Here is an 11,940-nt window from a genome sequence, read left to right on the forward strand (position 1 = left end):
AACGCATGCCGATCTCCGCAACGCCCCGTCCATCGGGTTCTTCGGGCAACGCACCCGCCGTCACCAACGGCAAGGCGTTGGCTGTCGTCACCACGATCTTCTTCATGTGGGGCTTCCTGACCTGCCTCAATGACATCCTGATCCCGCACCTGAAGGCGGTGTTCGAACTGAACTACGCCAAGGCGATGCTGGTGCAGTTCACCTTCTTCGGTACTTACTTCCTGATGTCGCTGCCGGCGGGCCGCCTGGTGGCGGCGCTGGGCTACAAGAAGGGCATCGTGGCTGGCCTGGTGATCGCCGGCATTGGCGCGCTGGGCTTCTGGCCGGCGGCCGAGCTGCGCGTGTACGGCGCCTTCCTCGGTGCGTTGTTCGTACTGGCCACGGGCATTACCGTGCTGCAGGTCGCCGCCAACCCGTACGTCGCGCTGCTGGGCCCGGAACAGACCAGTTCCAGTCGCCTGACCCTGGCGCAGGCGCTGAACTCGCTGGGCACGGCCATCGCGCCGATCTTCGGCGGCATGCTGATCCTGTCCAACACGGTCAAGAGCGCTGACGACATCGCGGCGCTGCCGGCCGCCGAGCAGCTGGCCTACCGTGCCGCCGAGGCGCAGGCCGTGCAGGGACCGTACGTGGGTCTGGCGGTGGCGCTGGTGCTGCTGGCGCTGTTCGTGTTCCTGTTCCGCCTGCCGGCACTGAGCGACGCCACCGAGCAGGCCGACCAGGGCCACCACCACAGCTACCTGGATGCGCTGCGCAAGCGCCACCTGCTGCTGGGCGTGCTGGGCATCTTCTTCTACGTCGGCGCTGAGGTGTCGATCGGCAGCTTCCTGGTCAACTACCTGTCGATGCCCAACATCGGTGGCTTCAGCGAACAGGAAGCCACGCACTACGTGTCGGCCTACTGGACGATGGCGATGATCGGCCGCTTCGCGGGCTCCGCGCTGCTGGCGCGCTTCTCGCCCAGCCGCCTGCTGGCGATCTTCGCGCTGGTCAACGTGGCGCTGCTGGTCACGACCATGCTGAGCTCCGGCAGCATCGCGCTGTACTCGGTGGTGGCGATCGGCCTGTTCAACTCGATCATGTTCCCGACCATCTTCGCGCTGAGCATCGAGCGCCTGGGGCCGCTGACCAACAAGGGCTCCAGCCTGCTGATCATGGCCATCGTCGGCGGTGCCGTGGTGCCGTACCTGCAGGGCGTCCTGGCCGACCACATCGGTGTCCAGGCCAGCTTCATCCTGCCGCTGCTGTGCTACGGCTACATCATTTTCTACGGACTGGTCGGCGCACGTACGCCGGCTTCCGCAACGCAGGGAGGCTGAGTCCGGAATGGGTGCCATCGTTTGCTTCGGCGAGATTTTGATCGATCTACTAGCGCAGCCGCCGGCCTCGGCCGATACACCGCGCGCTTTCCTGCAGTACGCCGGCGGAGCGCCGGCCAATGTCGCGGTGGCCGCCGCACGGCTGGGTGCGAAGACCCAGTTCGTCGGCACGCTGGGCCGCGACATGTTCGGCGACTTCCTGGCCGACAGCCTGGTCTCGCACGGCGTTGGCACGGACTACATCGTGCGTACCGATGCGGCCAAGACCGCACTGGCCTTCGTCGCACTGGATGCCAGCGGCGAGCGCAGCTTCAGCTTCTATCGTCCGCCGGCAGCCGACCTGCTGTTCCGTGACAGCGACTTCCAGGCTGCGTGCTTCGACAGCGCACAGTGCTTCCATGTCTGTTCCAACAGCCTGACCGAAGCGGCGATCGCCGAGGCGACCCTCGCCGGCATGGATCGCGCGCGTGCGGCTGGTGCGGTGGTCAGCCTCGACCTCAATCTGCGTCCGGCGCTGTGGCCGGCGAACGAAGACCCGACACCGCGCCTGTGGCAGGCGCTGGAACGCGCCGACCTGGTCAAGCTGTCGCGCGAGGAGCTGGACTACCTGGCCGCGCCGCTGGGTGCCGATGGCGAGGCAGCGGTACTGCGGCGCCTGCTCGCTGCTCGCGCGCGCTGGGTGATCGTCACCGACGGTGCGGCCACGCTGCACTGGTACACGCGCGACAACCACGGCACGGTCACCAGCTTCCGCGTGGCTACCGTCGACACCACGGCGGCTGGCGATGCTTTCGTCGGTGGCGTGCTGGTTGGGCTGCTGGAGCGCGGCGGCGCCGGTGCCGGTTTTGCCGCCTTCTGCCAGGACCCGGAGGCGATCACCGCCACGTTGCGCTTCGGCGCCGCCGTCGGCGCGCTGGCTGTTACCCGCAAGGGCGCGTTCGCCGCGATGCCCTCGTTCGATGAAGTGCAGCAGCTGCTGCAGGCCCAGGACATTACCGCATGAGCACCTCCCCCGACTTCCGTTCGCCCGCGTTCCTGCGCGGGCACATCGCCGATACGATGGCCTTCTACCATCCGCGCTGCATCGATCCGAACGGTGGCTTCTTCCACTACTTCCGGGACGACGGCAGCATCTACGACGCCAACCATCGCCATCTGGTGAGCAGCACGCGTTTCGTCTTCAACTACGCGATGGCCTACCGCGAATTCGGCAACGCCGAGTACCGTGAGGCGGTCGAGCACGGCGTGCGCTACCTGCGCGAGGTGCACCGCAACCCGGCCACCGGCGGTTACGCCTGGACCCTGCGCGATGGCAAGGTCGAGGATGACATGAACCACTGCTACGGCGTGGCGTTCGTGCTGTTGGCCTACAGCTGCGCACTGAAGGCCGGTCTCGAACAGGCCCGCGCATGGATGGACGAGACCTGGCAGCTGCTGGAAGCGCGCTTCTGGGAGCCGCAGCACGGCCTCTACAAGGACGAAGCCGATGGGCAGTGGAATTTCACCGGCTACCGTGGCCAGAACGCCAACATGCACATGTGCGAGGCGATGCTGGCCGCCTTCGAGGCCAGCGGCGAACAGCGCTATGTGGAGCGCGCGCTGCAGCTGGCCGACAACATGACCCGCCGCCAGGCCGCCAAGGCCGGTGGCCTGGTGTGGGAGCACTACGATTCCAACTGGGAGATCGACTGGGATTACAACCTGGATGACCCCAAGCACCTGTTCCGCCCGTGGGGCTTCCAGCCGGGCCACCAGACCGAATGGGCCAAGCTGATGTTGATCCTGGACCGCCATGTGCAGGCCGATTGGCTGGTGCCGACCGCGCAGCACCTGTTCGACGTGGCCGTGGCGCGCAGCTGGGACGAGGCGCGGGGTGGCCTGTACTACGGTTTCGCGCCGGAATCGCGCCGGCAGCCGGGCATGGATGGCGCCCCGATCGGTGGCGACAGTTTCGTCTGCGACGACGACAAGTATTTCTGGGTGCAGGCGGAGACGCTGGCGACCGCCGCACTGATGGCCAAGCGTACCGGCGATGACCGCTATTGGCAGTGGTACCAGCGTATCTGGGCGTATTCGTGGGAACACTTCGTCGATCACCGGTACGGCGCCTGGTTCCGCATCCTCGATGCCGACAATCGCAAGTACAGCGACGAGAAGAGCCCGGCCGGCAAGGTGGATTACCACACCATGGGTGCGTGTTACGAAGTGTTGAACGTGGTGCGTTGAGGTTGGTGCGCCGGGCATGGCCCGGTGCTGCCGTGAGCTGGACTTGCAGGTAGCGCCGGGCCAAGCCCGGCGGAATAACAGGAGCATCCCGTGCATCGCTTTCCCCTCGTTGTCCGCCTGCTCCTGCTGCTGATCGCGGCGTCCGCCTTTCCGGTCGCTGCCGCGCCGCTGCAGGCACAGTGGGAGTTCCGCATGCTGCCCGGCGACGCGCAGGGCGCCGCCCACCCAGGTCTGCAGCAATGGCGGGCGGCGACGGTGCCGGGCAGCGTGCACACCGACCTGCTGGCTCACGAATTGATCCGTGATCCGTATGTCGGTGCGCCCGAGGCCGAACTGCAGTGGATCGGCCTGGCTGCCTGGGAGTACCGCGCGCGCTTCGACGTCGATGCCGCGACGCTGTCCAGGCCCAATGCCGAACTGCGCTTCGATGGGCTGGATACCTACGCCGAAGTCAGCCTCAACGGAAAGCCGCTGCTGCGCGCGGACAACGCACACCGCACGTGGCGTGCCCGGGTCGAAGGCCGCCTCCGTGCGGGCAACAATGAACTGCAGATCGTGTTCCGTTCGCCGATCCGCACCCTGCTGCCGGGCGTGCGGGCAATGCCGCACAAGATCGCTGGCAACTACCCGTCGCCGTATGGCGATGAGCCGAAGGACGCGATGGTCGGCAACTTCGCGCGCAAGCCGGCCTACCACTTCGGCTGGGACTGGGGTCCGCGCTATGTCACCGCCGGCGTCTGGCGCGGAATCGATCTGCAGGCTTGGGACGCGCACCGCCTGACCGATCTTGCGGTGCGCACGGATGCATTGAGCGCGGAGCAGGCGAAGCTGGCCGTGCTGCTGCAAGTGGAGCAGGGCGCGGCGGCGGGCTCGGCCGTGGTGAATGTGGATGTGCAGGATCCGCAGGGCCGCACCGTGGCCCAGGTGCAGCGCACGGTGCTGCTGAAGCCCGGCCAGAACAGCATCGAGGTTCCGGTTGAACTGGCCGATCCGCGGCGCTGGTGGCCAGTCGGCCACGGCGCGCAGGACCGCTACACGGTGCAGGCCCGCCTGGACCAAGGTGGCGCGCCGGAGCTGGCGCGCGAGCAGCGCATCGGGCTGCGCACGGTCGAACTGCGCCGCGAGGAAGACCGCAAGGGCGGGCAGGGCTTTGCCTTCGTCATCAACGGCGTGGAGATCTTCGCCAAGGGCGCCAACGTGATTCCGTTCGATGCCTTCCCCGCGCGCGTCGATGCCGCACGCCTGCGCCAGGTGCTGACGGCCGCGCGCGACGCCAACATGAACATGCTGCGCAACTGGGGCGGCGGCTACTACGAGGACGACGCGTTCTTCGACATCGCCGACGAACTGGGCCTGCTGGTCTGGCAGGACTTCATGTTCGGCGGCGGCATGCAGCCGGGCTACGATCCGGCGTTTCGTGCCAGCGTGGTGGCCGAAGCACGCGACAACGTGCGCCGCCTGCGCCACCACCCCAGCATCGTGCTGTGGTGTGGCAACAACGAGGAAGAAACCGCCTGGAAGGACTGGGGCCATGGTCGCGACCTGAAGGCGGCCGACCCGGCGTTTGCAGCGGAGGTCTGGCAGGGCTATGTCGACCTGTTCGGCAACGATCTGCGCGCGGTGGTGGGCGAGGAAGGGCTGGGCGTGCCGTACTGGTCCAGTTCACCGAGCAACGATCTTGACGAAAAGGCCAACGACTCGACCCGCGGCGACAAGCACTACTGGCAGGTCTGGGGCAATCCGGCGCTGCCGGTGCAGGCCTACCTGCGTGAGACGCCGCGCTTCATGTCCGAGTACGGGCTGCAGGCGTGGCCGTCGGTGGCGACGGTGGACCAGATCGCCACCCGCGCCGAGCAGCGCATCGACAGTCCAGTGATCCGTGCGCACCAGAAGTTCATGGCTGGCGAGGGCAACAGCCGCCTGCTGCACTACATCGAGCTGGGCTACGGTACGCCGAAGGACTTCGAGGACTTCGTCTACCTCAGCCAGGTCATGCAGGCCGATGGCATCGCTCTGGCGGCACTGCACCATCGCGCCTCGCGCCCGTACACGATGGGCTCGCTGTACTGGCAGCTCAACGATGTCTGGCCCGGCGCCTCCTGGTCCAGCGTGGACTATTTCGGCCGCTGGAAGGCGCTGCACTTCGCCGCGCGGCGTTTCTTCGCGCCAGTGACGGTGGCAGCGCTGCGCGACGAGGGCAGCACGCGGGTGCGCCTGATCAACGACGGTGCCGCACTGGATGTACGCTGGCGTCTGCGGGTGATGGACGTGGAGGGCAAGGTGCTGCGTCGTCGCGAGGAAACGGTGACGTTGGCGGCGGCGGGTGTCACCTCGATGGGCGATTTCAGCGATGCAGAGCTGCTGGCCGGTGCCGACCCGACGCGTACGGTGGCGGTGTTCGAGTTGCTGCAGGACGGCAACGTGAGTGCGCGGCAGGTGGTCGGTTTCGTTGAGGCCAAGGACCAGGTGTTGCCGCGGCAGAAACTCAAGGCCACGTTGTCCATCGAAGGGGACCACTATCGTCTGCGGCTGGAAAGCGCGGCGTACGTGCGCGCGGCGTGGATCGACTTCGGCGCGCTGGATGTGCAGGTCGAAGACAATCTGCTGGACCTGTTGCCGGGCGAAACCCGCGATATCGCAGTGCGCGGCCCGGTGGATCTGGTTGCCCTGCGCGAAGCGCTGAAGGTGAAGACCCTCAACGATCGTTGAGGGGTATCGCGCTTTGGTAGGTGCCAACCAAGGTTGGCATCTACCCGGCGCTTTACAGCTGGATCTGCTGGAAATTCTCGACCCGTTCGTGGCCGTTGGCGGCCTGGCCGGTACGCGGCATCGGGTAATCATCCAGGCGATCGATCAGGCGGGTCTGCAACCCGGCTTCGCGGGCGGCATCCAGTTCTTCCACCACATCGGACAGGAACAGGATCTCGCCGGCCGGTACGCCGATGGCCTGCACGATGCGGCGGTAGCTGTCGGCCTCGCGCTTGCCGCCGATCTCGGTATCGAACCAGCCCGACACCAGTGGGCTGAGGTCACCGGCATCGCTGAAACCGAAGAACAGCTTCTGCGCCGGCACCGAACCGGAGGAGTACACGTACAGCGGCAGGCCGGAAGCGTGCCAGCCCTTCAGCACCGGCGCTACTTCCGGGTAGAAGTGCGCGGTGTAGTCGCCACGGCGGTAGCCTTCGTCCCAGATCAGTCCCTGCAGCGCCTTCAGTGCGGTGTGCTTGCGGTCCTGGTCGATCCAGCCCTGTAGCGTCTCGGCCACCAGGCTGTCCTGGCAGGCACCGCCGATCTCGGTAGCCACCGCATCCAGCCAGCGGCGGACGTCCGGCTGCTGGCCATGCTCGGCGACAAACGCGGGCAACGCCTTGCGCGCATAGGGGAACAGCACGTTCTTGACGAACGAGATGCTGCTGGTGGTGCCTTCGATGTCGGTCAGGATGACGCGGGCTTGCATGGATCAGGACGCCTGGGTGGGTACGTAACGAGGGAACTTCTGCGCGATGTCGGTGCCGGTGAAATGGCCGACCCAGCCGTCCGGCTCGGTGAAGAAACGGATCGCCACGAAGCTGGGTTCCTCGCCCATGTCGAACCAGTGGGTGGTGCCATCGGGCACGGCGATCAGGTCGTCCTTCACGCACTCGATCTCATAGACCTTGTCACCCACGTGCAGGGTGAACAGGCCGGAGCCGGCGACGAAGAAGCGCACCTCGTCTTCCTTGTGGAAGTGCTCGTCGAGGAACTTCTTGCGCAGCTCGGCGCGGTTCGGGTTGTCCGGGGCGATCGAGGCCACGTCCACGCTCTTGAAACCGCGCTCGGCAACCAGGCGGTCGATGTCGGCGCGGTAGGCGGCGAACACTTCCTCCTGGCTGGCGCCCGGTGCGACCGGTGCGGTGGCCTGCCAGCGCTCGAAGGTGACGCCGATCTTCCGCAGCTCGGCAGCGATGACCGCGCCGTCCTGGGTGTCCAGCAGCGGTGATTCGGGGCGGGTGTCGTCGTAGATGCGCAGTCGGCTCATGGCGGCAGCTTGAACGTCTCGGGGGGAGGACAGGGTATCAGGGTGGCGGCGAGGTGCAGATTCCGGATCGGCATCTGCACCTGCGCGCCGGTTCAGCCGCGCAGCTTGCGCAGCTCCAGTTCGCAGTGGAACAGGAATTCGAAGGCTTCCAGATGGCGACGTGCTTCGGCCATGTCGCGGCCCCAGGCGTACAGGCCGTGGCCATCGATCAGATAGCCCCACAGGTTCTGCCGGTCGAGCAGGTCATCGACCTGCTTCGACAGCACGTTCATGTCCTGGGTATTGGCGAACACCGGCACCTCGATGGCCATCTCGTGGGTGCTGTTGCCGGCAAAGGCCTTCAGCAGCTCGTAGCCTTCCAGGCGGATATGACCCTGCGGCGCGTACAGGCGCGAGGCGATGGTCTGCACCGGCGAGTGCGTATGCAGCACGCAGCCGACGTCCGGGAAGCGGCGGTACAGCTGGGTGTGCAGCAGGGTCTCGGCGGACGGGCGCAGCGGACGGCCGACGGCCTGGCCGTCGAAGTCCACCACCATGATGTCGTCCTCGATCAGGCGGCCCTTGTCCTTGCCCGAGACGGTGATCGCCGCGTGGCGGTCGTCCAGGCGGTGGGAGAAGTTGCTGCTGGTGGCCGGAGTCCAGCCGGCGTGGGCCAGTTCGCGGACGTTGTCGATCAGCAGCTGGGCCAGTTCGCTCAGGCGCGCGGTGTCGTACGGGAAGGTGGGGGCGTTCATGTCGGCGATTTTACTGGATTCGGCCAACGGCTGAGCCCCTCGTGGTTGGTCGTATAGAGCGGTTCATGGGCGGGGCGGGGCAGGTGGGCCGTGCAGGGGACGCTGCAAGTACGTCCCTGTAAGCTCGATGGCGCCATCCATGGCGCCAACGCCCCTGCACGGCCCACCCGCCCCGCCTCTGACAGGTTCCGGTGTACGGCCGGCCACGGAGTGAAGAAGGAAAAGCGAAAAGCGGGTCGCTTCGCTGCGCTTGCTCGGAGCGGAGCATGGCTCCGCTCTACAGAATCATTCATTCCGGAGCATTCGTTCATGAGAACGTTTCATCCACGCATGGCGTGGATCCACCGGACGCACCGGGATACTGTCAGGGGCGGGGAGGCATGGGTTCGCGGGGGTGTCCGCGGCATGGATGCCACGGCCAAGCCTCCAGGGATGGATTCACGGCGTCCCCCGCGAACCCATGCCTCCCCGCCAAGCCCTCAGCCCAGCTGTTGCCGTTGCTGTTGCCGTTGCTCCGGCTTCAAAGGCGGGTGCAGGGCGGCAGGCCCTGCAATGCAAAACCCCTTACTTCCCCCGCAGGCGGCTGTGCCTGAAGCCGTAGCAGAAATAGATCACGAAGCCGACGAAGGTCCATACGCCCATCAGCATCCAGTTGTGCATCGTCATCGCCGACAGCAGCGCCAGGCAGCTGAGCACCCCCAGACTGCAGATCAGCCACGCCATCGGCATGCGGAACGGGCGTGGCAGGTCCGGCTGGGTGCGGCGCAGGATCAGCACGCCGGCGCACACCGCCGCAAAGGCGATCAGCGTGCCCATCGAGGTCAGCTCGCCGAGGATGTCCAGCGGGAACAGCGCCGCCAGCAGCGCGATGCCGATGCCGGTGATCACCGTGTTGATGTGCGGGGTGCGGTACTTCGGGTGGATCCTGGTGAACACCGGCGGCAGCAGGCCGTCGCGGCCCATGATCATGAAGATGCGCGGCTGGCCGATGATCATCACCAGTACCACCGAGGACAGGCCGACCAGCGCGCCGACCTCGACCACCCAGCGCAGCCAGCCCAGCTGCGGATGCGCCGCGACTGCGGTCACCACCGGCTCGTCGGTGCCCAGCAGCTGGAACGGCACCAGGCCGGTCATCACCGCCGCCATCGCGATGTAGAGCACGGTGCAGATCACCAGCGACAGCATCATGCCGATCGGCATGTCGCGCTGCGGGTTCTTCGATTCCTGCGCCGCCACCGATACCGCCTCGAAACCGATGTAGGCGAAGAACACCATCGCCGCGCCACGCAGCACGCCTTCCATGCCGTACTTGCCGGGGCCTTCGTTGGCGGGGATGAACGGGGTCCAGTTGCTGGTGTCCACGTACTTCCAGCCGACCACGATGACCAGCACGATCAGGCCGGTCTTGAGCACGACCATCGCCATGTTCATCGCCGAGGACTTGCTGATGCCGACGTAGCACAACCAGGTCAGCAGCAGCACCAGTGCGGCGGCCGGCAGGTTGGCGATCGCGCCGGTCGGACGCAGCTGGGCGTCGAGCGGGGCGCTGACCAGGGCCGCCGGTAGATGGATGTCGAACTGGCTGAGCAGGCTGAGGAAATAGCCGGTCCAGCTGACCGCGACCGCCGAGGCGGACACGCCGTACTCGAGCACCAGCATCCAGCCGATGAACCAGGCCGAGAGCTCGCCGAAGGTGGCGTAGGTATAGGTGTAGGCGCTGCCGGAGACCGGCACCATCGAGGCGAACTCGGCGTAGGCCAGCGCGCAGAAGGCGCAGCAGATGGCGGCCAGCACGAAGGACAGCATGATCGCCGGGCCGGCGTGGTTGGCGGCGGCCTGGCCGGTGATGACGAAGATGCCGCCGCCGATCACCGCGCCGATGCCCAGGGCGGTCAGGCCCCAGGGGCCGAGGTGGCGGCGCAGGCTCAGGCCGTTGGCGTCTTCATGGGCGGCATGCGGGTGCTTGGTGGCCCACAGTTGCTTGAACATGTGTGGTGGTCTTGTCGAAGTGCGCCATGAGCGGCGCACGGGAAAACGGACGGGCCGGCGCGAGGCCGGCCCGGAGGCGGATCAAGGCGACTTGGCGAGCTTGCTGTTGCGCATGCCATAGCCGAGGTAGATCAGCATGCCCAGCACGGTCCAGCCGACGAACAGGTGCCAGTGCACCACGAACGCCTGCCAGAACAGGAACAGGCAGGCCGCGGCGCCAAGCGGGCAGATGATCCACACCGCCGGCACGCGGAACGGGCGATGGAGTTCAGGCTTGCTATAGCGCAGCACCAGCACGCCGATGCAGACGGTGGCGAAGGCCAGCAGGGTGCCCATCGACACCAGTTCGCCCAGCACGTTCAGCGGCACCAGGCCCGCCAGTGCGGCGGCGATCACGCCGACGACGATCGTGGCCCAGTACGGGGTGCGGAAGCGGGCGTGGACCTTGCCGAAGAACTTCGGCAGCAGGCCGTCGCGGGAGATGGTGTAGGCGATGCGGGTCTGGCCCATCATCATCACCAGCACCACCGAGGACAGGCCGGCAATGGCGCCGACTTCCACGAACGTCTTGAGCCAGGACAGGGTCGGGTAGGGCTCCAGCGCGGTCGCCACCGGCTTGTCGGTGCCCAGCAGGTGGTACGGCATCATGCCGGTCAGCACCGCACAGACGATGATGTAGACGATGGTGCATACGGCCAGCGAGCCGAGCAGGCCGATCGGCATGTTGCGCTGCGGATCCTTGGTCTCACCGGCGGCGGTGGAGACCGCATCGAAACCGATGTAGGCGAAGAACACGATGGTGGCGGCGCGGAAGATGCCACTCCAGCCGAACTCACCCGGCACGCCGGTGTTTTCCGGAATGAACGGGTGCCAGTTGGCCGGGTCGATGTGGGCCGCGCCGATGCCGATGAACAGGCAGATGACGGTGACCTTGATCGCCACGATGATCGCGTTGACGAACGCCGACTGGGTTACGCCCACGTACAGCAGGCCGGATACCGCCGCCACGATCAGCACTGCCGGCAGGTTGAACAGCTTGCCGGAGGAGACGAACTCGCTGCCGGTCCAGGCGATGGGCGCGGCGCTGAGCATGTCCGGGAAGGGCATGTGCAGCGTGGTGGTGATGAAGCTGATCAGGTAGGCCGACCAGCCCACCGCGACCGACGCCGAGGCGAACAGGTACTCCAGCACCAGGCACCAGCCGATGAACCAGGCCATGCCTTCGCCGAGGGTGGCATAGGAATAGGAGTAGGCACTGCCGGAGACCGGCATCATCGCCGCGAACTCGGCATAGCACAGGCCTGCCAGCGCACAGGCGAAACCGGCCAGCACGAACGACAGCATGACCGCCGGGCCCGCGTGGTTGGCTGCGGCCTGCCCGGTCAGCACGAAGATACCAGCGCCGATCACCGCACCCACGCCAAGCAGGATGAGGTGTTTAGCCGTGAGGGTCCGTTTCAACGTGGCTTCGCCGTCCAGGCTGCCTTCGATGGGTTCGCCGGCATCGACGTGCCCGGCCGGCTCGACCGGCTTGACCCTCAACAGAGCTTTAAGCATGCAGTACTTCCTAGTGATCGGATGGGGTGGGCGGCCGATACGTTGCCGGCTGCCTTGAATGGTGAAGGCCGTGCGAACGGCCCGCTGTACCTTA

General features: G+C 66.6%; 9 protein-coding genes. 4 read left to right on the plus strand and 5 right to left on the minus strand.

From position 1 onward, the window contains the following. The first annotated feature begins 5 nt into the window (after positions 1-5). From fucP to KXV01_RS07055, 4 genes are all read left to right on the plus strand, one after another. The gene (gene fucP / locus KXV01_RS07040; protein WP_049415184.1) at positions 6-1,319 is read left to right on the plus strand and encodes an L-fucose:H+ symporter permease; all 1,314 of its coding nucleotides are present in this window, start codon (positions 6-8) and stop codon (positions 1,317-1,319) included. 7 nt (positions 1,320-1,326) lie between these two features. Continuing rightward, entirely contained in the window at positions 1,327-2,322 is a 996-nt protein-coding gene (locus KXV01_RS07045; RefSeq protein WP_049439928.1) for a carbohydrate kinase, read from the plus strand. After that, complete coding sequence (locus KXV01_RS07050; protein WP_263467633.1) at positions 2,319-3,545, plus strand: AGE family epimerase/isomerase; 1,227 nt, start codon at positions 2,319-2,321, stop codon at positions 3,543-3,545. Before KXV01_RS07045 ends, KXV01_RS07050 begins: the two co-directional genes overlap by 4 nt. A 90-nt stretch (positions 3,546-3,635) precedes the next feature. After that, the gene (locus KXV01_RS07055; RefSeq protein ID WP_263467634.1) at positions 3,636-6,254 is read left to right on the plus strand and encodes a glycoside hydrolase family 2 protein; all 2,619 of its coding nucleotides are present in this window, start codon (positions 3,636-3,638) and stop codon (positions 6,252-6,254) included. 52 nt (positions 6,255-6,306) lie between these two features. Here KXV01_RS07055 and mtnC read toward each other — a convergent pair whose 3' ends face one another. From mtnC to KXV01_RS07080, 5 genes are all read right to left on the minus strand, one after another. Next, positions 6,307-7,002 carry an acireductone synthase gene (gene mtnC, locus KXV01_RS07060; RefSeq protein ID WP_049415198.1) on the minus strand — a complete coding sequence of 232 codons (696 nt, stop codon included), beginning with the start codon at positions 7,000-7,002 and terminating at the stop codon, positions 6,307-6,309. Positions 7,003-7,005: 3 nt separating this feature from the next. Beyond that, positions 7,006-7,563 carry an acireductone dioxygenase gene (locus KXV01_RS07065; RefSeq protein ID WP_053500751.1) on the minus strand — a complete coding sequence of 186 codons (558 nt, stop codon included), beginning with the start codon at positions 7,561-7,563 and terminating at the stop codon, positions 7,006-7,008. A gap of 92 nt (positions 7,564-7,655) precedes the next feature. Beyond that, the gene (locus KXV01_RS07070) at positions 7,656-8,297 is read right to left on the minus strand and encodes a methylthioribulose 1-phosphate dehydratase (protein WP_099487761.1); all 642 of its coding nucleotides are present in this window, start codon (positions 8,295-8,297) and stop codon (positions 7,656-7,658) included. A 564-nt stretch (positions 8,298-8,861) separates the two neighbouring features. Continuing rightward, a complete protein-coding gene (locus KXV01_RS07075; protein ID WP_021204531.1) occupies positions 8,862-10,289 on the minus strand; it encodes an amino acid permease in 1,428 nt (475 codons plus the stop codon). An 81-nt stretch (positions 10,290-10,370) separates the two neighbouring features. Then, positions 10,371-11,846 (minus strand): amino acid permease, encoded by a 1,476-nt coding sequence (locus KXV01_RS07080; protein WP_099485328.1) that lies wholly within the window; start codon positions 11,844-11,846, stop codon positions 10,371-10,373. Positions 11,847-11,940 lie beyond the last annotated feature (94 nt).

The organism is Stenotrophomonas sp. Ps181, assembly GCF_025697425.1.
Classification (GTDB): domain Bacteria; phylum Pseudomonadota; class Gammaproteobacteria; order Xanthomonadales; family Xanthomonadaceae; genus Stenotrophomonas; species Stenotrophomonas sepilia.

What these genes read in the sequence shown, in the direction of transcription:
- KXV01_RS07045 (WP_049439928.1), top strand. Translation starts at nt 1,327, where the DNA reads ATGGGTGCCATCGTTTGCTTCGGCGAGATTTTGATCGATCTACTAGCG.
- KXV01_RS07070 (WP_099487761.1), bottom strand. Translation starts at nt 8,297, where the DNA reads ATGAACGCCCCCACCTTCCCGTACGACACCGCGCGCCTGAGCGAACTG.
- KXV01_RS07080 (WP_099485328.1), bottom strand. Translation starts at nt 11,846, where the DNA reads ATGCTTAAAGCTCTGTTGAGGGTCAAGCCGGTCGAGCCGGCCGGGCAC.
- KXV01_RS07050 (WP_263467633.1), top strand. Translation starts at nt 2,319, where the DNA reads ATGAGCACCTCCCCCGACTTCCGTTCGCCCGCGTTCCTGCGCGGGCAC.
- KXV01_RS07075 (WP_021204531.1), bottom strand. Translation starts at nt 10,289, where the DNA reads ATGTTCAAGCAACTGTGGGCCACCAAGCACCCGCATGCCGCCCATGAA.
- KXV01_RS07065 (WP_053500751.1), bottom strand. Translation starts at nt 7,563, where the DNA reads ATGAGCCGACTGCGCATCTACGACGACACCCGCCCCGAATCACCGCTG.
- fucP (WP_049415184.1), top strand. Translation starts at nt 6, where the DNA reads ATGCCGATCTCCGCAACGCCCCGTCCATCGGGTTCTTCGGGCAACGCA.
- mtnC (WP_049415198.1), bottom strand. Translation starts at nt 7,002, where the DNA reads ATGCAAGCCCGCGTCATCCTGACCGACATCGAAGGCACCACCAGCAGC.